Origin of the sequence: Embleya sp. NBC_00896, assembly GCF_045207785.1 — a bacterium.
Classification (GTDB): Bacteria; Actinomycetota; Actinomycetes; order Streptomycetales; family Streptomycetaceae; genus Embleya.
Map to the genome: position 1 here is coordinate 1,970,261 of NZ_CP108777.1, position 19,164 is coordinate 1,989,424.

The following is a 19,164-nucleotide window of genomic DNA, read 5'->3' on the forward strand; positions in this document are numbered from 1 at the left end:
TCCACGTGTTCTCGACCGTGCTCATCGCCAACCGGGGGGAGATCGCCCTTCGGGTGGCCCGCACCTGCCGCGAGCTCGGCATCCGCAGCGTCGCCGTCTACTCCACCGCGGACCGGGACTCCGCGGTGGTGCGCTTCGCGGACGATGCCGTCCACATCGGCCCACCGTCGGCCCGGGCCAGCTACCTCAACATGCCGGCCATCATCGAAGCGGCCCGACGCAGCGGGGCGGACGCGATCCACCCCGGCTACGGGTTCCTGTCCGAGGACCCCGACTTCGCCGAGATCTGCGAGGCGAGCGGGATCACCTTCATCGGGCCGCCGCCGAAGGTGATGCAACAACTCGGCGACAAGAGCCGGGCACGCGCGGTGATGGCGGCCGCCGGACTGCCCGTACTCCCGGGCAGCGACGGCGCGTTGACCTCCCCCGCCGACGCGGTGGAGACCGCCGCCCGGATCGGCTATCCGGTGATCCTCAAGGCCGTCGCGGGCGGCGGCGGGCGGGGCATGAGCGTCGTCCGCGACCCGGACGAACTCGCCTGGGCCTACCAGGACACCCGGGCCCAGGCGCGCGCCGTCTTCGGCGACGAACGGGTCTACCTGGAGCGGTACATCGACGATGCCCGGCACGTCGAGGTCCAGGTGTTGTGCGACGGGCACGGCGGCGCCGTCCACCTCGGCGAACGCGACTGCTCCGTGCAACGCCGGCATCAGAAACTGGTCGAGGAGTCCCCGGCTCCCCATCTGCCGCCGCACACCCGTGAGGCGATGTGCTCGGCGGCGCTGCGCGGGGCCACCGCCGTCGGCTACGTCGGGGCCGGGACCTTCGAGTTCGTGGTCACGCCCACGCACGAGTTCCACCTCCTGGAGATCAACTGCCGGATCCAGGTCGAACACCCCGTCACCGAGATGGTCACCGGCGTCGACATCGTCCGCGAACAGCTCAAGATCGCCGCCGGAGCACCGCTGTCGTTCCGTCAGGAAGAGGTCGTGCCCCGCGGTGTGGCGATCGAGTGCCGGATCAACGCGGAGGACCCGGACCGCGGCTTCGCGCCGACACCCGGTCGGCTCAACGAGTTCGTGGCACCGGGCGGACCATGCGTGCGGGTCGACACCCACGCCTACGCCGGGTGGAAGGTGGGCCCCGACTACGACTCGCTGCTCGCCAAGGTCATCGTCTGGGCGCCCGACCGGGACCAGGCGATCGCTCGGGCCGACCGGGCGCTCGGCGAGTTCCGGGTGACCGGCGACGGAGTCCGCACGACCAAGGGCTTCCTGCGCCGCATCCTCGCGCACCCGCGGTTCCGCGCCGGTGACCACTCCACGAGCCTCGTCGGCGCGATGACCGCGGATCCGGCGGAGGTCGAGGTCCCCGCGGTCGCGTCCGGCCCGCCACCGAAACCACTCATGCCGCTCGCGGGCACACCCGCCCCGGCCCATCCCGCACCCGTCGCCTGAACCGTCATCCGACGCTTCATCCAGCGAGTCTCATCCAGCGAAGGCAGATCACCGCTCATGCACGCACGAAACCTGCTTCCCCTCGCCTGCGTCTCCGCCCTCACCGTGCTGGGCTCGGCCGTGACACCGGCCGCCCACGCGACCACCCGCCACATCGTCCATCCGGGTGAATCGATCCAGGCCGCGGTGGACGCCGCGGCCCCCGGGGACATCATCGACGTGCTGCCCGGCACCTACCCGGGCAGCGTCCTGATCACCTCGCCCGACCTGACGCTGCGCGGCGCGGGGGAGCGCACCGTGATCACGCCCGGTGCGGCGGACGCGGCGGGCGCGTGCGCGAGTGCCGGGCACGGCATCTGCGTCTCCGGAACCGCGGAGCAGCGGATCACCGGCGTGCGGGTCCTCTCGCTGGCCGTCACGGGGTTCCGCAAGACCGGCGTGATGGGCAGTCACACCGAACGCATGAGCGTCCGTCACGTGTTCGCGCACGACAACGGCGAGCACGGGATCGGACAGGAGGACTCCCTCCGGGGCGAACTGACCGGCAACGTCACGAAGGACAACGCGCAGGCCGGCCTGTTCCTCGCGGACACGCCCGACGCGATGGGCGCGAGAATCGCCCGCAACCAGGCCTCCGGCAACCGCCTGGGCGTGCATATCCGGCGCGGTCGGGAACTGGTCATCGAGCACAACGAGCTGACCGGGAACTGCGCCGGAGTGTTCGTTGTGGGCGACGAGACGAAACCGTCCGCCGGGGCGCTGTCCATCCGGCGCAACGAGATCAACGAGAACAACAAGTACTGCGAGGGCAACTCGCGCCTGGCCCACATCCAGGGTTCCGGCATCGTGCTCACCGGTGCCCAGGAAACGCGGGTGACGGGCAATGAGGTGCACGACAACCGAGGCGAGTCCCCGATGTCCGGCGGCATCGTGATGTTCCCGAGCTTCACCGGCAGCCCGACCACGCTCAACGTCGTCAGCGGCAACGTCGTGCAGGGCAACGGACCGTCGGACCTGGCCGACCGCGACAGCGCGGCCGTCAACACGTTCGAACGCAACGTCTGCGGTACCTCGGAGCCGGCGGGCCACTGCTGACCGGGCGGAGCGGCGCGGGCGGCCGGTGCCGTGACCGGAAAGGCTCACCGCTTTCCGGCCACGGCACCAGGGTCGGGCCGGGCGGCCAAGCGAGTGAACTCCCGGAACAAGCCATTGCCTTCCGGAATTCGGGTCGTTGCACGTGACGTCCGCGCCACCCCGGCGCCATCCGAAGTGGAGATCACGTGAACTCGTTCAAGAAGACGGCTGCCCTGGTCGTCGGCTCTGCCGCGCTCGTCCTGTCGGGCTCGGGAATCGCCAGCGCCGACTCCACCGCCCAGGGTGCCGCAGTCGGTTCCCCCGGCGTGCTTTCCGGCAACAACATCCAGGTCCCGATCCACATCCCGATCAACATTTGCGGCAACTCCGTGAACATCGTCGGTGTGCTCAACCCGACGATCGGCAACTTCTGCGCGAACATCGACGGCGACCACCACCGGGGTGACGACCGGGGCGAGCACGCCCAGGGTGAGCACGGCAAGGGTGAGCACGGCAAGGGCGAGGCCCCGCACCACGGCGGCTGAGCCACCGGCACTACTCGTCCTCCTGAAATAACACGACACCGCAGTACCGGCGGCCCCTCGAGCGGACGGATCCGAGGGGCCGCTTTCACGTGCCGGTCCGCGACGCCGTACCGGCTTCTTCACGGTCCGCGATCGCGTGCCGGTTTCCTCGATCTATCGGCCGGGCTCCTCGTCCTTGAGCATGGCGCGGATCTCCTGGCGCAGCTCGGGCGAGTCGGTGTGTCCGTGGACGGCCTGGGCGTGTTGAGCGGCGGCCTCGAGGACCTCGTCCTCGGATCCGGCAATGGTGAGAGTGCACCCGGACTCGCTGGGCATGTCCCGGCAGTCGGCGACCTTGCGCATGATGGTCCTCCTGGACTGGGATGGCCCCGATGGGGCGCGGCCCCGGACGAGACGGTGCGGGACCGCACTCACAGTTTAGAACGAATGCTCCCGAAATTCCCTCGTATGCCCGATCGGGCGGACTGCCGCGATCACCAGCGGGTTTTGGCTCGGTCACTGGATCGATTCGACCCTGGTCGGATTCGGGGCCGTCGCATTGCCGGCCCGACCGCGCTTTCCCGAACGGGCGTCGGGAACGGGCGTCAGGGTGGCGGGCGAAGCTATGCCACGCTCACCGTGAGCGTCACGACGAAGCCGGCGCCCACCAGCGCGAGCATCGTCGTCGCCAGCAAACGCAGGCGTCGTCGGAAGCCCGCCAACTCCGGTGGGAGCGCGAAGACCCGGGCCGGCCAGTGCCGCCACGAGACGTGCGCGAAGATGCCGGCCGCGCCGGCGTACAGCACCAGCGCCGCCGCGTAGCCGACCACCTTCGCGCCCGCGGAGGAGACGATCACGGCGACGCCGGTGAGCAGCAGGGCCGCCACCAGGCCTACGACCTTCCGGCGATTGCCGTGCGCCAACGTCACCAGGAACTCCTCCCGGCGCTGCTCGTCGGGAAGGAACGACGCCACCTTGGGCTGGACCACGGTCAGGCTGTAGGCCATCGATCCCATCCAGGACGCCGCGAGCGTCAGGTGGGCGACGGTCGACAGCAGCTCGAACATGGCACGACCTTCCGAGCGCGGCGGTGGCGGCACGGCGTGCGCGGCGATCACGCGTCCGCGCCGGCTCGCAGGCTATCGCCATCGGCGGGGTCGCCGGTCGCCGGCGCACGGCCGCGGGAGCCGGTGTGCCGGTCAGAGACGTTGCGCCGCCGCGACGATGTCCCGGATCCCGTCCGCCGAGGTCACCCGGCGGGCGTACTCGGGCTGCCGCAGCGCGCCGCCCATGTAGGGGTACGGGTTGCGGTGCCCTTCGGGGCTCTCCAGGATCGCGCCCGCCGCGAAGTGCACCTCGCGGGCACCGGTCGCGGCCAGGACCCGGTCGATGTTGCGCGCGGTGACGCCGCCGCCGGGCATCACCACGATGCGCCCCGCGGCCTTCTCGACCAGGCGCGCGATCAGCGGGGCGCCTTCGAGCACGCTGCTGTCCTGACCGGAGGTCAGCAGTCGATGGACGCCCAGCTCGACCAGTTCCTCGAACGCGGCGAACGGGTCGCGGGCCATGTCGAAGGCACGGTGGAAGGTGACGGACAGGTCTCCGGCCGCGGCCATCAGTCGCTCGATCACCGGTCGGTCGATGTCGCCCGCCGGAGTCAGCGCGCCGATCACGACGCCGTGGGCGCCCGCCTCGCGGACGGCCGCCACATCCCGTTCCATCACGGCGACCTCGTGCTCGTCGTAGACGAAGTCGCCGCCGCGCGGGCGCACGATGACATGGACGCGGATGGTGTCCACCGCCCGCAGGGTGGTTTGGATCAGGCCGATGCTCGGGGTGATGCCGCCCTCGAACAGATCCGCGCACAGCTCGACGCGGTGCGCGCCGGCCTGCTCGGCGGCGAGCGCGCCCGCGACGTCGTCGATGCAGATCTCGTAGGTCAGCGGGGGGTGGGGTCCGGCGGTGACGATCATGTCGTGGATCTCCTCGGGTAGCCAAGGGTTGCGGGAATCCGGTCGGATGCCCGCGGCGGGGGGCGTTACGGATCCGGGGACGCCGGTCGAACAGGCGTGCCCCGCAAGTGAATTGACGTCACGTCAGGATCGGAGTCAGCCGAATCTCGCCCACCGGGAGTCCCCCGCCCAGGACCGGTACCGATGCCCACTCCCGTGCGGCGGTCGTGTCCACGCCGAGCGTATGCAACGCGGCCAGGGCGAGTGCGGTGGTCGCTCGGGGACTGCCGTCGACGACCTTGAGCGCCACGGCGTGTCCGGCCGTCGTCGCCGCCACGAACACGCCCTCGGCGCCGCCCTTGACCAGGGTGCCCGGCAGCAGCCGCATGACCTCCGTGTTGGCCTGGCCGTCGCCGCCGACGTGGGCCGGGTGCGCGCGCATCGCCGCCGCCACCGCTTGCGCGGGCCCGTCCGGCGCCGTCGCGAGCGCCCGCACGCCGCGGGCGAGACCGGCGAGGGTCATCGCGAACACCGGTGCGCCGCAGCCGTCGACGGCCGTGTGCGCGACGCGCTCGTCCGCGAGTTCCTCGATGCCCTCGCGGACCAGGAGCTGCAGCGGATGCTCCGGGGCGAGGTAGTCGTCGGTGGACCAGCCGGCGGCGACGCAGGCGGCAAGCATCGCGGCGTGCTTTCCGGAACAGTTCATCCGTACCCGGGACTCCGTCTCGCCGCGACCGATCATCGCGCGGTAGGCCGCCTCGTCCTCCGGGCGACTCGGCGGACACCGCAGGGCGTCGACGCCCAGGCGCGCGGCCGCGAGGATCTCGTCGACCGCGCGGACGTGGAAGTCCTGTCCGGTGTGGCTGCCGGCCGCGATCGCCACGTGCTCTCCGTGCAGCGGCGCACCGGCGCGCAGACACGCGAGCGCCTGGAAGGGCTTGGCCGAAGACCGGGGTACGACCGGCTCGTTCGGGGTGCCGAGGCTGATCGCGGTCCGGCCGTCCGGAGCCAGCGCGACGAGGCTGCCGAAGTGCCGGCTCTCCACGAAGCCGGACCGGACGACCTCGGCGAGTTCGGCGTACTGCATCGACGTCACGGACGTCATGGGGGTCAACTCGGTCTCCTCGTGGGCGGGCCGATCCCGTCGGCCGACGTTGGCGGGCGTCACACCAGCGCGCCGTCCGCGCCGGCGCGGGCCCGGGTGAGCGTGCGCAGACCGCGCCGGCCGGCCGGGCGGACGCCTTGGCGCGCCTCCAGCGTGCGGGCCAGTTTCGACAGCGACGCGTTCAGGACGATGTAGACGAGCGCGATGATGATGTAGGTCTGGATCAGCAGGCGGTTGTAGCCGGCCAGGATGCGCCCGCTGAAGAGCAGTTCCGAATAGCTGACGATGAAGCCGAGCGAGGTGTCCTTCAGCAACCCGACCGACTGGCTGACCAGGGACGGGAGCAGCCGGCGGACGGCCTGCGGCAGCACGATCAGCCGCATGGCCTGGGTGTCGGTCAGGCCCACCGCGAGCCCGGCCTCGCGCTGTCCCCGGTCCAGGGACAGGATCCCGGCCCGGAAGATCTCGGCGAAGACGGCGGCGCTGGACAGCGACAGGGGGACGACCAGCTTCCAGAACAGCGGCAGGTCCACGCCGTAGTGCGGCAGGCCGAACAGGACGAGGTAGACCAGGAGCAGAACCGGGACGGTCCGCATGACCTCGATGTACACGGTGGCCGGCCAGCGCAGTCGGCGCCGCCGGGACAACCGGCCCAGCGCCAGCACGATGCCGCCGAGCACGGACAGGGCGGTCGCGACGGCCGCGGCGCGAATCGTGGCCCACAGCCCTTCCAGCAGGTACCGCCACATCGGCCAGGTGGTGTAGGGGCGCCACTTGTCGGCGTCGAGTTGGCCGTGATCGGCGAACCGGCGCACGGCCAGGGCGAGCAGGCCGGCCACCACGATCGCGACCACGACGGTGGCGATGCGCATCCGCCGGCGCGCGATCGGGCCGGGCTCGTCGAACAGCACTCGGGACGCGCTCATCGTACGATCGCCACCTTCCGCTCGATCACGCCGGTGGCCAGCCCGGCCGCGGCGCAGATGACCATGTAGCCGAGGCCGGCGCCGACGAACACGGGGATGGGCTGGGCTTCGAGAAGGTTGACGCGGTTGGCCGCGGCGGTCAGTTCGACCACGCCGACGGCGGCCGCGAGCGAGGTGTTCATCGTCAGCGCGATGAAGATGTTGCCGATCGGCTGGACGACGCCGCGCAGCGCCTGCGGCAGGATCACCAGGCGCAGCGACTGACCGAACGTCAACCCGAGCGCGCGGGCCGCCTCCGCCTGGCCGATCGACACGGTGTTGATCCCGGATCGGACCGCCTCGGCGATGTACGCGGCCTCGTACAGCGCGATCACGATCACCGCCGTGGTGAACAGCGGGAAGATGACGCCGACTTCGGGCAGTCCGAAGACGAACAGGACGAGCAGGACGAGCAGCGGGGTGTTCTGGAACGTCTCCACGTACACGGTGCCCACCCCGCGCAGGGCGGCGACGGGGGACACCCGCATGGCGGCCACGACGACGCCGATGAGCAGGGCGCCGACGAAGGACAGCGCGGTGAGCTCGAGCGTGGTGGTGATGCCGTCGGTGAAGGCGGAGAGATGTCGCAGCACGACATCCATCGGCGGTGGCCTTTCGCGGAGGGGACAGGGACGGCCGGCGGGGTGGGGCCGGGCGGGGCGGGACCGGACCGGGTCGGGCTCCGAGGGGGGCTCGGAGCCCGACCCGACGCGTCAGGAGCCGGGCACGCCACCGATCGCGGGCGGCGTCGGCGGGTTGCCCTCGACGACCGTGCCGAGGGTCTGCTTCCACGCCTGCTGCCAGGAGTTGTCCTGGGCGATCTTGCGCAGCCAGTCGTTGACGAACGTCTTGAACGCGGCGTCGTCGTGCTTGAGGCCGATGCCGTACGGGTCGGCCGTGAAGGGCTCGCCGACGACGGTGGTGTCGGGGTTGTCCTTGACGGCGGCGACCAGGAGCGCCTGGTCCTGGACGTACGCCTCGCCGCGTCCCTGGCGCAGGGCCGCCACGCACTCGGGGTCGCTTCCGAACGTGACGATCTTCGCGTCCGGCGCGACCTGCTTGATCGCGGCGATGGCGGGCGTGTTGGCGCCGGCGATGACGGTCTTGCCGTTCAGGTCGGCCGGCAGCTTGATGCCGCCCGCGCCCTTCTTGGTCAGGATGGCCTGTCCCGACGAGTAGTACGGGCCGGCGAACGCGACCTGCTCGGCGCGCTTGGGAGTGATCGTGTACGTCTGGAACACCACGTCGACCGTGCCGTTCTGCAGCAGTGCCTCGCGTGTCTCGGTCGCCGAACTGACGATCTTCACCTCGGGCTTGCCGATGATGTACTTGGCGAGCATGCGGCCCATCTCCGCGTCGAACCCCTCGGTGCGGCCGGATATCGGGTTGAGCTGCGACCACAGCGGCGCGTCCTGCGATCCGCCGACGATGAGGTAGCCGCGCTGCTTGATCTTCTCCATCGTGGAGCCGGGCAGGATCGCGGTGTCGGGCGCGGACTGGGCCTGCTTGGCCACGTCCTCGCCGGCGGGCTTCTTCCCGCCGGGTACGTCCGACGACGAGCCGCTCGAGCACGCGGCCAGGACGGTCAGGGACAGTGTCGCGAGGGCCACCGACACAGCGGTGCGCGCTCGACGTGAGGAGGAGCCGGACATCGGGGCCTTCCTTTGCAGGTAAGGGAATCTGCGGAGGTGCGGGGACGTGGCGGGCCCGGGCCGATCGTGGCGGCGGGTCCGGGGGACCGGAGCGGGGTGGGCCCGGGCCCGGGGGCCGAGGAGCGGACCGCGTGTCCGGCGGTCGGGCGGTGGCTTCGGTGGCTCTGGTGGCTCTGGTGGCTCTGGTGGCTCTCGTGGCTTCGAGCGCCTACAGACGCCTCGGGTACGTCGGGTACGTCGGGTGCGCCGGGTGATTCGGGCGCTTCAGTGGCTGAGGACCTTGGACAGGAAGTCGCGGGCGCGCTCGGTGGTCGGCGCGGTGAAGAAGGTGTCGGGGTCGCCGACCTCGACGATTTGTCCGTCCGCCATGAAGACCACGCGATCGGCGGCGCGGCGGGCGAAGCCCATCTCGTGCGTGACGACGACCATGGTCATGCCCTCGCGGGCCAGGTCGACCATCACGTCCAGGACCTCGTTGACCATCTCCGGGTCCAGCGCGCTCGTGGGTTCGTCGAACAGCATCACCTTGGGCCGCATCGCGAGGGCCCGGGCGATGGCGGCGCGTTGCTGCTGACCGCCGGACAGTTGGGCGGGGTAGTGGTCGGCCTTGTCGGCGATGCCCACACGTTCGAGCAGGACCCGGGCCTCCTGCTCGGCCCGACTCGCGGACAGGCCCTTGACCCGGATGGGCCCCAGCGTGATGTTCTGCAGCACGCTCTTGTGCGCGAACAGGTTGAACTGTTGGAAGACCATGCCCACTTCGGTGCGCAGCCGGGCCAAGGCCCGGCCCTCGGCGGGTAGTTCCTCGCCGTCGAGCAGGACCACGCCCGAGTCGACGCCTTCCAGTCGATTCAGGCAGCGACACAGCGTCGATTTGCCGGCGCCCGAGGGGCCGATCAGGACGACCACCTCGCCGGCCCCCACGACCAGGTCCACGTCGGTCAGCACGCGGACCGCCCCGAACGACTTGCTGATGGCGCGGGCCTCGACCATGGGTGTCTCGACGGGGACAGTAGGTGTCCCGACGACGGAAGAAGGCGGCGCGGGCTTCATCGACGCTCCATCTTTGTTCGGAATCGAAGTTTCGTGTGACACTAGATCCGGAATTCGAATGAAGTCAACGCCTTGCTGGAAATTACGGCGTGTGCTATTCCTGTCACTGCCGTACCGCAGCAGGCACGCCTCGAACGGGAGTGGGACGTTGGCTGGAACCGCAGGTGACCTGGTGCGACTGGTGGCCACAGGGCACGGTCGTTCACGTGCGGAGCTCGCCCGACTGAGCGGCATGGCGCCGTCGAGCGTTTCCCTGCGGGTGGAGGAACTCATAGACGCGGGGCTCCTGCGCGAGGACGGCGAAGGCGCCTCCCGTGGCGGCCGGCGCCCCCGACACCTTCGCCTGCACGAGAACGCGGGCGTCGTGGTCGGCGCCGACGTGGGCACCCACCACGTGCGCATGGCGGTCATGGACCTGGCCGGCCGCATCGTCCTCAAACACGAACTCCCCGGCGAAATCGCCGAAGGGCCCGAGCAGGTCACCGAGCGGCTGACCCGCCACATCCGCTCGACGCTGCGTCAGGCCGGTGCCGAACAGCTGCCGCTCCTGGGTGTCGGTGTCGGCATGCCCGGACCCGTGGATCCCGCGACGGCCAAGGTCGTCGCGCCGTCTCGGATGCCGGGCTGGAACGACTTCCCGGTGGGGGAGCGGCTCGGCGAACTCCTGGGCGTGCGCGTGCTCGTGGAGAACGACGCCAACCTCATGGCGGTCGGCGAGCACCGCTACGGCTGGCCGGGCCGGGACAATCTGATGGCGGTCAAGGCGGGCACCGGAATCGGCTGCGGCATCATCGCGTCCGGCAAGCTGCACCGCGGTCGGGGCGCGGCGGGCGACATCAGCCACGTCCCGGTGCACGGGCCGGAGCCGGTCACCTGCTCGTGCGGCCACTCCGACTGCCTGGAGGCACACGCGAGCGGGGCGGCGCTGCGGCGCATCCTGCGGAGCAAGGGCATCGAGGTCACGTCCTCGCGCCATCTGGTCGAACTGGTCAACGACGGCGTCCCCGAGGTCACCACGCTCGTCCGCAACGCGGGCCGGCTGGCCGGCCAGGTGCTCACCCCGCTGGTGAACTTCTTCAACCCCGACGTGGTCGTCCTGGGCGGCGGCCTGTCGGCGGCCGAGCCGTTCATCGCCGCCGTGCGCGGGGCCATCTACGAACGCTGCCTGCCGCTGGCCACCCGGGACCTGGAGATCGCGACCGCGGTCACCGGCGAGGACGCGTGCATGTTGGGCGCGGGCAGCGTGATCCTGGACGAAGTGCTCACCAGCGCCTGGGTGGACGAGACGCTGTCCGCCAGGTGACTCGGTCGGTGACTCGGTGACCCGGTGCGAGCTCGGGTGCCGAGTCGGGGCGCGGGACGGGCGCGGCCCGGGTCGACGAGGTCGACCCGGGCCGCTTTTCTACCGTGCGTGTTCGTGCGTTTTCGTGTGCGTTCGTGCGGGTTCGGCTACTTGGGGACCGACCAGAGTTGGCCCTTGCTCGTGTTGGCCGAGTGGAGCTGGACCACCGTGCTGTTCGCGGTCGCGGCCCCCTTGACGTCGAGCACCTTGCCGGACGCGACATGCACGATGCGGCCCTTGGCGTCGACGCTCCACTTCTGCGCGGCCGAGCCGTTGCAGTCGTACAGCTGGATCTTGTTGCCCTCGGCGGTCTTGTTGCCCGCGTTGTCCAGGCACTTGCCCATCGAGCGCAGCGTGCCGTCCTTGTTGACGATCCAGGACTGCCCGGCGCCGGTGTTGCAGGTGTAGATCTGGATCTGCGTCCCGTTGGCCGGCTTGCCGCCCTTGGGATCGAGGCACTTGCCGGCGATCCCGGTCACCTTGCCCTGCGGCGGCACGGGCGCGCCGCCGCCCGCGGCGAGTGTGCGCAGGCCCTGTACGTCGAACTGCTGCACGTACTGGCCGGCGCGGGCGTCCGGATACGCGTTGACGATCGCGCACATCACGGGCGTCTGGTTGGAGTCGGTGCCCCGGACGCAGTCGCCCCGCGTGGCGCTCTTGTCCGCGTGGGTGAAGCCCATGGTGTGCCCCAGCTCGTGGCTGACATGGTTCTTCATCCCCGCCACGCCGAAGCGGTCGATCGGCTTCCCGGCGGCGGTGAAGAAGGACGTGTTGATGTACGCGTGCCCGCTGGTCACCGTGTCGGGGGTGCTGCGCGTGTGGAAGCCGCAGCTCCAGCCGGGCGTACCGGACCCGTCCATGACGACCTTCCACGGGCCGCCGTCGGTGGGCACGAAGCAGGGGTTGAGGAAGGTCCCGACGACCACCTCACCCTTGAGTCGGACGTGGTCGTAGCCGACCGGCTTGGTGTCGACGTTGATCGACAACCCGGTGACGCGCTGGAGTTCGGCCGCCGAACCCTTGACGTACGGGCCCAGCCAGTCGACGGCCTTCTGATCGTAGAACTTGATCGTGTAGCCGGTCGACAGCAGCTTGGTCGCGCCGCCCGACTTCCAGCCGACCCCCGACGGCGCCTCCGCCGCCGCGGCGAGCGCGGCGCGCTGCCGAGCCGGGCTCGCTGCCGGAATGGTCATCCGACCACCGCTGAAGACGGTGCCGTCCACTTCCGACCACCCCGTGTCCGGCGCGTCCAGCTGATCGCCGGCCGTACCGGCCGCCGCCACGACGGCCTCGGCGCTCGGCCCCTCGTCGTCCTGTGAACCCGACGCCGAGTTCGAGAGCTGTAGCCCACCCACGACCGCGGCTGTCGCCGCAAGCGCGGCGATCAGTGATATTCGACGTTTCCCCGTTGCTTTCAAGTCCCCGTAACCCTTTCGTCGAAGGGCCAACAGGCTACTGATCACCGCCGCACGCCGAACAACCGCCTGCGATGTCCGCGTAGTCGGCGGTCGGCCGTAGTCTCCGTGGGTGCTTCCGCGCTTCCCGCCGGGCGACCTCTCCGGTGGGCGTGGTGGCCACGCGCTCTCGATTTTCTACCCGGGGTCCGCCTCATCCGGGCGCCCGCCCGGGTCCAGCCAGGACGGACGGTCGCCGACTCCGTCGAACCGGAGCTCGTTCCCGTCCAGCCGATCGAGCAGCTCGTCCATGGCGACGCGGAAGGTGGCCCGTTCGCCGTTGAAGTGCACGTGGCCGTGCCCCGCCTCCTTGATCGGCGTCAGCGACGGGGTGCCGGGGACGCGCGTCAGGGTGCCGCGCCACCGATGGGGCGCGTCCTGGAAGCGGCGGCAGGGGTACATGATCGCGTCGGCGTCGTATCGGGCCTCGGGGTCGTCGACCAAGGTCACCGTGACGCGGTCCTTGAAGATGCCGGGCTCCATGGCCGGCCTCCCTCTTTCGCCAAAGGCCGCGAACCCGGCCCCGCAGGCGGCGGGGCGGACATGCGATCGCGCGCCCACTTCGACCGTACGCCCGACCCACCGCGCCCGCGCGCGCCGACCGGGCGGAGCGGCCGTCGTCGAGGCGCCGGCGGCGCGCTCCGGCGGCGTTTTGAGGACGCCGATCACCGTGCTACACAGGGCCTGACCAGCATCGTCGTGCGCACCGGACGCGTTCCGGCGGGCGCGACGCCGGATCCGACCCGCCCGATCGAGATGGGGAACCGTGAGCGACGAAATCCCGTACTGGCCTTCCGACAACCACCCGCTGTTCCTGCGGGAGCTCCCCAAGCACGTGCGGGAGTCGAGTCGGCATCCGGACGCGGCGCACCATCCGGACGTCGCCGCCGTCTCGGTGTGGTGCTCCTGCGGACTGTGGAGATCGACGCGCCCCTGGGACGTCCAGTCCCACCAGGCCGGATTCGAGGAGCACCTGGCGGACGTCCAGCGGGTCGTGCGCGTCCTGCCCGCCGACCTCCTCAAGTATGGCTACGCCCGGATGAGATGCCTGGACGAGGACGCCGCCGTCGAGGTCGCGAGCGCCTGGATCGACCGGGCGAGCGCCCGCAACCGCGTCTTCCTGGACGGCGATGCCGTGGTCGTCGCCTTCATGGACGCGCAATACCTGGCGGACATCGTCCACGGGGCGCTCGACCGCGTCGACCCGACCGCCGTGTACCTGGTCAACGCGCTCAAGCACATGGCCGCGCCGCCGAAGCCCGAGGACTGACCGGGCGCCGTGGGCGGTGCGGGTCCGCCGCCGGTGGCCGCGAATCTGGTCGAGGCCGTATGCCGCGCCATCGGGTCGTCGGCCCAAGAGCGCGGCGAGCCGGCGCCGCACGGCCGGCTCGCGTGCGGTGATCGGTCCGCCTCACACGCGCACCCGCCGACGTGCGGCCGGGACGATCAGGGGAGTGCCGCTCTCCGGGTCCTCGATCACCCGGCACGGCAGCCGGAACACCTCCTCCACGAGCGCGGCCGTGACGATGTCGTTGGGGTGGCCCGCGGCGACCACGTTGCCGTCGCGCATGGCGATCAGATGGGTGGCGTAGCGGGCGGCGTGGTTGAGTTCGTGCAGCACCGCGACGAGGGTGCGGCCCTGCTCCTCGTGCAGTCGCGCGCACAGGTCGAGGATCTCGACCTGGTGGGCGATGTCGAGGTAGGTGGTGGGTTCGTCGAGGAGCAGCACGGGGGTCTCCTGCGCGAGTGCCATCGCGATCCACACGCGTTGGCGTTGCCCGCCCGAGAGTTCGTCGACGCCGCGCTCGGCCAGGTCCGCGACGCCGGTGGCGGCCATGGACTCCTCGACCACGCGTTCGTCCCTGGGCGACCACTGGCGCAGCAGGCTCTGGTGCGGGTAGCGCCCGCGCGCGACGAGTTCGGACACGGTGATGCCGTCGGGGGCGATCGAGGACTGCGGCAGCAGGCCCAGGGTGCGGGCGAGCTTCTTGGCGGGCAGCGCGGCGATGTCCGCGCCGTCCAGGAGGATCGTCCCGGTGGTCGGCTTGAGCATCCGGGCCAGGGCTCGCAGCAGGGTCGACTTGCCGCACGCGTTGGGGCCGACGATCACGGTGAACGAGTTGTCGGGGATGGCCACCGTCAGCTCGCGGGCGATCGTGCGTTTGTCGTAGGCGAGCGTCAGGTCGCTGCCGCTCAGCCGGGCGCTGCCGCTGCCGTTGGGGCTGTCGTTGTCCGGGGTCATGGGTGCGCTCCGTGTCGGTGTCTGCCGGGGGTCGGGGGCAGTGGCCCTGCTCAAATGCGTCCCGCCTTGCGCTGTCGGGCCAGTAGCCAGACCAGGTAGCCGCCGCCGAGCAGGCCGGTGACCACGCCGACGGGCAATCGATGTGCGGCGAAGGCCCGTTGGGCGATCCAGTCGGCGGACACCATCAGGGCCGCTCCCACGCACGCGGCCGGGACGAGGTTGGGGCCCGGTGCGCGGGTGAGCCGTTGCGCCAGTTGCGGCGCGGTCAGCGCCACGAATCCCACCGGCCCGGCCGTGGCCGCCGCGAACGACGCGAGCACGACGGCGCCCGCGAGCGCCGTCAGCCGGGTGCGTTCGACCCGGACCCCGACGGCCGCGGCGGTGTCGTCGCCCATCTCGATGACGCGCAACGCCCGCCCGCAGCCCAGGACCACGATCGGCGCGAGCACGGCGAGGACCACGAGCAGCGGCACCACCTGGGCCCAACCGCGCCCGTCCAGACTGCCGGTCAGCCACAGCAACGCCCGCGCCGCCTCGGTGAGTTTGCCGCGGGTGAGCAGGTAGCCGTTGACGCCCGTGAGCATCGCGGACACGCCGATGCCCACCAGGATCAACCGGAACCCGGGCGCGCCGCCCCGCCACGCGAGGGCGTACACCACGACGCCGGTGGCCAGGCCGCCGAGCACCGCGCCGCCCGCGAGGGCCATCGTGCCGCCGCCGGCGATGACCACCAGCAGCGCCCCGGTCGCCGCCCCCTGCGTGAAGCCGAGCAGGTCGGGACTGCCGAGCGGATTGCGCACGAGCGACTGGAAGACCGCGCCCGCCAGACCGAGCGCCGCGCCCACGGACAGCGCGGCGACCACGCGCGGCAGCCGGACCTCGTTGACGATGAAGTCCTGCGTGGGTGTGCCGTGGCCGGCGATGGTGTCCAGGACTTCGCCGAGACTCATCGGGTAGTCGCCGCGGCCGATCGTGTACAGCCCGAACAGCACCGCGACCAGGACGCATCCGCCGGTGGCGAGCAGGGCTCTGGGGCGTATCCGCAGGCTCACGAGTGAGCCGATCCGAACGACCCTCACGTGTGGGCCACCTTCCCGCGACGGACGAAGTACAGGAACAGCGGCCCGCCCAGTACGGCGGTGACGATGCCGACCTGGAGTTCGCCGGGCCGGCCGAGCAGCCGGCCCAGCACATCCGCGCCGAGCAGCAGCACCGGGGCGAGCACCGCGCAGTACGGCAGCAGCCACCGCAGGTCGGGACCGGTGATCGCGCGCACCAGGTGCGGCACCATCAGCCCGACGAAGACCAGCGGCCCGCACGCGGCCGTGGCGGCACCGCACAGCAGCGTGATCGCGACGATGGAGGCGGCCCGCACCCGCGCCGGCCGGGCACCCACCGCCCGCGCCGCGTCGTCGCCGAGCGCCATCGCGTCGAGCGGCCGGGCCAGCGCGAGCGCGAGCGCGGTGCCGACCGCGATGAACGGCAACACCCGTACCACGGTGGACATCTGGGCCGAGGCCAACGAGCCGACCGACCAGAACCGCATCTTGTCCAGGGACTCGGATTCGAGCAGCATCGCGGCGTTGACGTACGAGTACAGGCTCGCGTTGAGCGCGGCCCCGGCCAGCGCCAACCGCGCCCCCGTGGCGCCACGCCCACCGCCGACGACGTACACCAGGACGGACACGATCGCGGCGCCGATCAGGGCGAGCCACACCGAGCCGGTGAAGCTCGTCACGCCGAGGAACGACATGCCGCTGACCACGGCCGCGGACGCGCCGGCGTTGATTCCGAGCAGCCCCGGATCGGCGAGCGGATTGCGGGTCAGGGCCTGCATCACGCCACCGGCCAACCCGAGCGCCACCCCCACCAACAGCCCGAGCAGGGTGCGGGGCAGTCGCATGCGATGCACCACGGTGTACGTGTCGGAGTCGTGGTCGACGAGCCCCCGCCACACCTCCGGCAGCGTCAACGACCGGGCGCCGAAGCCGATGCTCAGGGCGAGCACGACGAGCAGCAGCACCAGGGAGGCGACCAGTCCGACGGCTCGCCGGGCGTGCCGCGAAGGTGGTCGGGAGCGGTCGGGCGACTCGGCCGGACCGTCCTTGACCTGCGGTTTTTCGACTTCCAACAAGGGTGCGCTCTCCGGTCGTGCCGAGAGCGGATCCCACCCCCGGGTGCTGAACTGAGGTTAGGTTAACCTAACCTCCACATCGGGCTTTCGCCCCCCTCGCAGATCACTCGCACAGGAAAGGGCGCAGCCATGCCCAATGCCGGAAATGGAAGAATCACCGCCGGGCTCTCGCGCCGCGGCCTGCTCGCCGCGGGCGGCGCCGCGGGCATCGGCGCCCTGCTCGCGGCGTGCGGCTCCGACTCGAAGTCGAAGACGTCGGGCTCGGGTTCGGAGGCCGGCGGGAATTGGTCCTTCGTCGACGACCGCAACACCACCGTCACCGCGAAGTCCGCGCCCAAGCGCATCGTCGCGTTCACCGGCACCGCCGCCGCGCTCGCCGACTTCGGGCTCGCCGATCGCATCGTCGGCGTCTTCGGCGAGACCACCCTCGACAACGGCGCGCCGCACCCCCAGGCGGGCGACCTGGACGTCAAGAAGGTCAAGGTCCTGGGCAACGCCTGGGGCGAGTTCAGCGTCGAGAAGTACGCAACGCTCGACCCCGCGTTGCTGGTGACCCACATGTACGACCCGGGCGCGCTGTGGTACGTGCCCGACGAGAGCAAGGACCAGATCCTGCGGCTCGCGCCCAGCGTCGCGATCTCGGTGGCGAAGCTGTCGCTGCCCAAGCCGATCGAGCGCTACGCCGAACTCGCGCGCTCGCTCGGCGCGGACCTGAACGCCCCCAAGGTCACCGAGGCCAAGGCCCGCTTCGAGGCGGCCTCGGCGAAGCTGCGCCAGGCGGCCAAGGCGAACGGCGGGATCCGGGTGCTGGCCGCCTCCGGCAGCGCCGACACGTTCTACGCCTCCACGCCGGGGCCGGCCGCCGACCTGACCTACTTCGCCGAGTTGGGCGTGCAGTTCGTCATCCCCCAGGACGTGAGCGCCAGTGGCGGCTACTTCGAGAGCCTGAGCTGGGAGAACGTCGGCAAGTACGCCGCCGACCTGATCCTCCTCGACAACCGCTCGACCGCGCTTCAGCCCAAGGACCTGACCGCGAAGCCGACCTGGAACGAACTCCCGGCGGTCAAGGCGAACCAGGTGGCCCCGTGGGACGCGGTCCCGCGCTTCTCGTACGCCGGAGCCGCGCCGCTGCTCGAGAACCTGGCCAAGGCGGTCGAGTCCGCCAGGAAGCTCGGCTGAGCCCGCACGACGCCCGTACCGGCATATCGACAGGGGGAGGACCCGCATGACCACCGACACCAACGACGCCACCGGCCGCGACGATCACACCGATGCCGCCGACACCGATGCCGCCGAACTCGCCGCGTTCGGACTCTTCGACGCGAGTGTGCTGCGGACGCGCACGCTCGGCCACTCGCTCGTGCGGGTGACCTTCGGCGGCGAGTCGCTGCGCGAGTTCGCGAGCGGCGGCCGGGACCAGAGCTTCTCGCTGTTCCTGCCGCATCCGGGCCAACCGGCCCCGCTGCTGCCCCAGGTGCCGGCCGACGAATGGTTCACCGCGTACCGCGAGATGGACCCCTCGGTGCGCGCCGTGATGCGCTCCTACACGGTCGCGGAGCAGCGCCGCGAAGTGGCCGAGGTGGACGTCGACTTCGTTCTGCACGGCGATGGCGGACCCGCTTCGCGCTGGGCCGCCCGGGCGCGGGCCGGCGACCGGGTCGCGCTGCTCGGGCCGCGGATCGAGGACAACAAGAGCGTGGGCTTCCGCCCGCCGCCGGACACCGACTGGGTGCTGTTGGCGGCGGACGCGACCGCGCTGCCGGCCGCGGCGGGCATCCTCGCGTGGCTGCCGGAGGGCACGCGCGTGCGGGCCTGGATCGAGGTCCCGCACGAGGACGACCGGATCGAACTGCCCACCGCGGCCGACGCCGACGTGGTGTGGCTCGTGCGTGCGCCCGGCACCCGACCCGGACTCCTGGTGGACGCCGTCCGCGCGGCCGACCTTCCCGAGGGGCGGCCCTACGCGTGGCTCGCGGGCGAGTCGGGCGCGGTGCGCGCGCTGCGCCGCGAACTGGTGGGTGAGCGCGGCCACGATCGCGGCCGGGTCGAGTTCACCGGCTACTGGCGGCCGGGCGCCTCCGAGGAGGACCTGCGCGCCGAGGCCGTCGAGGGCTGACGGGGCGATGGGCCGTGGCCGGAGGGGAGACGACACCCCGCGGCCACGGCCTGTTCCGGTGCCACGGCACCACGGCACCATGGCGCCACGGCGC

Annotated in this window: 20 protein-coding genes; 7 read left to right on the forward strand and 13 right to left on the reverse strand. The window is 71.4% G+C overall.

Annotation, left to right across the window (positions count from 1 at the left end; genetic code table 11):
* The first annotated feature begins 5 nt into the window (after window positions 1–5).
* The 3 genes from OG928_RS42220 (at window position 6) to OG928_RS42230 (ending at window position 3,076) form a co-directional block, all read left to right on the forward strand.
* Window positions 6–1,457, forward strand: a complete 1,452-nt coding sequence (locus OG928_RS42220) for an acetyl-CoA carboxylase biotin carboxylase subunit (protein ID WP_331767321.1) — start codon at window positions 6–8, stop codon at window positions 1,455–1,457.
* A 57-nt stretch (window positions 1,458–1,514) separates the two neighbouring features.
* Window positions 1,515–2,552: a right-handed parallel beta-helix repeat-containing protein gene (locus OG928_RS42225; RefSeq protein WP_331767322.1), complete on the forward strand. Its 1,038-nt coding sequence runs from the start codon at window positions 1,515–1,517 to the stop codon at window positions 2,550–2,552.
* A gap of 185 nt (window positions 2,553–2,737) precedes the next feature.
* Window positions 2,738–3,076, forward strand: coding sequence for a chaplin (locus OG928_RS42230; protein WP_331767323.1), 339 nt, complete (start codon window positions 2,738–2,740; stop codon window positions 3,074–3,076).
* A gap of 153 nt (window positions 3,077–3,229) precedes the next feature.
* Here the strand turns inward: OG928_RS42230 and OG928_RS42235 are convergent, their stop codons facing one another.
* From OG928_RS42235 to OG928_RS42270, 8 genes are all read right to left on the reverse strand, one after another.
* Complete coding sequence (locus tag OG928_RS42235) at window positions 3,230–3,418, reverse strand: DUF1059 domain-containing protein (RefSeq protein WP_331767324.1); 189 nt, start codon at window positions 3,416–3,418, stop codon at window positions 3,230–3,232.
* A gap of 260 nt (window positions 3,419–3,678) precedes the next feature.
* On the reverse strand, window positions 3,679–4,122 hold the full coding sequence (locus OG928_RS42240) for a hypothetical protein (RefSeq protein WP_331767325.1): 444 nt from the start codon (window positions 4,120–4,122) through the stop codon (window positions 3,679–3,681).
* Window positions 4,123–4,254: 132 nt separating this feature from the next.
* On the reverse strand, window positions 4,255–5,028 hold the full coding sequence (locus OG928_RS42245) for a copper homeostasis protein CutC (RefSeq protein WP_331767326.1): 774 nt from the start codon (window positions 5,026–5,028) through the stop codon (window positions 4,255–4,257).
* 118 nt (window positions 5,029–5,146) lie between these two features.
* Entirely contained in the window at window positions 5,147–6,112 is a 966-nt protein-coding gene (locus tag OG928_RS42250) for an asparaginase (protein ID WP_331768304.1), read from the reverse strand.
* Between the two features lie 59 nt (window positions 6,113–6,171).
* The gene (locus tag OG928_RS42255) at window positions 6,172–7,038 is read right to left on the reverse strand and encodes an amino acid ABC transporter permease (protein WP_331767327.1); all 867 of its coding nucleotides are present in this window, start codon (window positions 7,036–7,038) and stop codon (window positions 6,172–6,174) included.
* On the reverse strand, window positions 7,035–7,679 hold the full coding sequence (locus OG928_RS42260) for an amino acid ABC transporter permease (protein WP_331767328.1): 645 nt from the start codon (window positions 7,677–7,679) through the stop codon (window positions 7,035–7,037). Before OG928_RS42260 ends, OG928_RS42255 begins: the two co-directional genes overlap by 4 nt.
* 111 nt (window positions 7,680–7,790) lie before the next feature.
* On the reverse strand, window positions 7,791–8,729 hold the full coding sequence (locus OG928_RS42265) for a glutamate ABC transporter substrate-binding protein (RefSeq protein ID WP_331767329.1): 939 nt from the start codon (window positions 8,727–8,729) through the stop codon (window positions 7,791–7,793).
* A 264-nt stretch (window positions 8,730–8,993) separates the two neighbouring features.
* Complete coding sequence (locus OG928_RS42270) at window positions 8,994–9,722, reverse strand: amino acid ABC transporter ATP-binding protein (RefSeq protein WP_331768305.1); 729 nt, start codon at window positions 9,720–9,722, stop codon at window positions 8,994–8,996.
* Between the two features lie 208 nt (window positions 9,723–9,930).
* On the opposite strand from OG928_RS42270, the gene OG928_RS42275 reads away from it, so the two are divergent.
* The gene (locus OG928_RS42275; protein WP_331767330.1) at window positions 9,931–11,085 is read left to right on the forward strand and encodes an ROK family transcriptional regulator; all 1,155 of its coding nucleotides are present in this window, start codon (window positions 9,931–9,933) and stop codon (window positions 11,083–11,085) included.
* A gap of 146 nt (window positions 11,086–11,231) precedes the next feature.
* Here the strand turns inward: OG928_RS42275 and OG928_RS42280 are convergent, their stop codons facing one another.
* Both OG928_RS42280 and OG928_RS42285 read right to left on the reverse strand, forming a co-directional pair.
* The gene (locus OG928_RS42280) at window positions 11,232–12,479 is read right to left on the reverse strand and encodes a ricin-type beta-trefoil lectin domain protein (protein ID WP_406291737.1); all 1,248 of its coding nucleotides are present in this window, start codon (window positions 12,477–12,479) and stop codon (window positions 11,232–11,234) included.
* A gap of 237 nt (window positions 12,480–12,716) precedes the next feature.
* Window positions 12,717–13,061: a hypothetical protein gene (locus tag OG928_RS42285; protein ID WP_331767332.1), complete on the reverse strand. Its 345-nt coding sequence runs from the start codon at window positions 13,059–13,061 to the stop codon at window positions 12,717–12,719.
* Window positions 13,062–13,344: 283 nt separating this feature from the next.
* On the opposite strand from OG928_RS42285, the gene OG928_RS42290 reads away from it, so the two are divergent.
* The gene (locus OG928_RS42290; protein ID WP_331767333.1) at window positions 13,345–13,848 is read left to right on the forward strand and encodes a hypothetical protein; all 504 of its coding nucleotides are present in this window, start codon (window positions 13,345–13,347) and stop codon (window positions 13,846–13,848) included.
* Between the two features lie 141 nt (window positions 13,849–13,989).
* On the opposite strand, the gene OG928_RS42295 is transcribed toward OG928_RS42290, so the two are convergent.
* Genes OG928_RS42295 through OG928_RS42305 form a run of 3 tightly spaced genes read right to left on the reverse strand, consistent with a single transcriptional unit; the run spans window position 13,990 to window position 16,954 of the window.
* The gene (locus tag OG928_RS42295; protein WP_331767334.1) at window positions 13,990–14,820 is read right to left on the reverse strand and encodes an ABC transporter ATP-binding protein; all 831 of its coding nucleotides are present in this window, start codon (window positions 14,818–14,820) and stop codon (window positions 13,990–13,992) included.
* Window positions 14,821–14,870: 50 nt separating this feature from the next.
* Window positions 14,871–15,899, reverse strand: coding sequence for an iron chelate uptake ABC transporter family permease subunit (locus OG928_RS42300; protein ID WP_331767335.1), 1,029 nt, complete (start codon window positions 15,897–15,899; stop codon window positions 14,871–14,873).
* The gene (locus tag OG928_RS42305; protein WP_331767336.1) at window positions 15,896–16,954 is read right to left on the reverse strand and encodes an iron chelate uptake ABC transporter family permease subunit; all 1,059 of its coding nucleotides are present in this window, start codon (window positions 16,952–16,954) and stop codon (window positions 15,896–15,898) included. Before OG928_RS42305 ends, OG928_RS42300 begins: the two co-directional genes overlap by 4 nt.
* 129 nt (window positions 16,955–17,083) lie before the next feature.
* On the opposite strand from OG928_RS42305, the gene OG928_RS42310 reads away from it, so the two are divergent.
* Both OG928_RS42310 and OG928_RS42315 read left to right on the forward strand, forming a co-directional pair.
* A complete protein-coding gene (locus OG928_RS42310) occupies window positions 17,084–18,133 on the forward strand; it encodes an ABC transporter substrate-binding protein (protein WP_331767337.1) in 1,050 nt (349 codons plus the stop codon).
* A gap of 46 nt (window positions 18,134–18,179) precedes the next feature.
* The gene (locus OG928_RS42315) at window positions 18,180–19,070 is read left to right on the forward strand and encodes a siderophore-interacting protein (protein WP_331767338.1); all 891 of its coding nucleotides are present in this window, start codon (window positions 18,180–18,182) and stop codon (window positions 19,068–19,070) included.
* The last annotated feature ends 94 nt before the right edge of the window (window positions 19,071–19,164 follow it).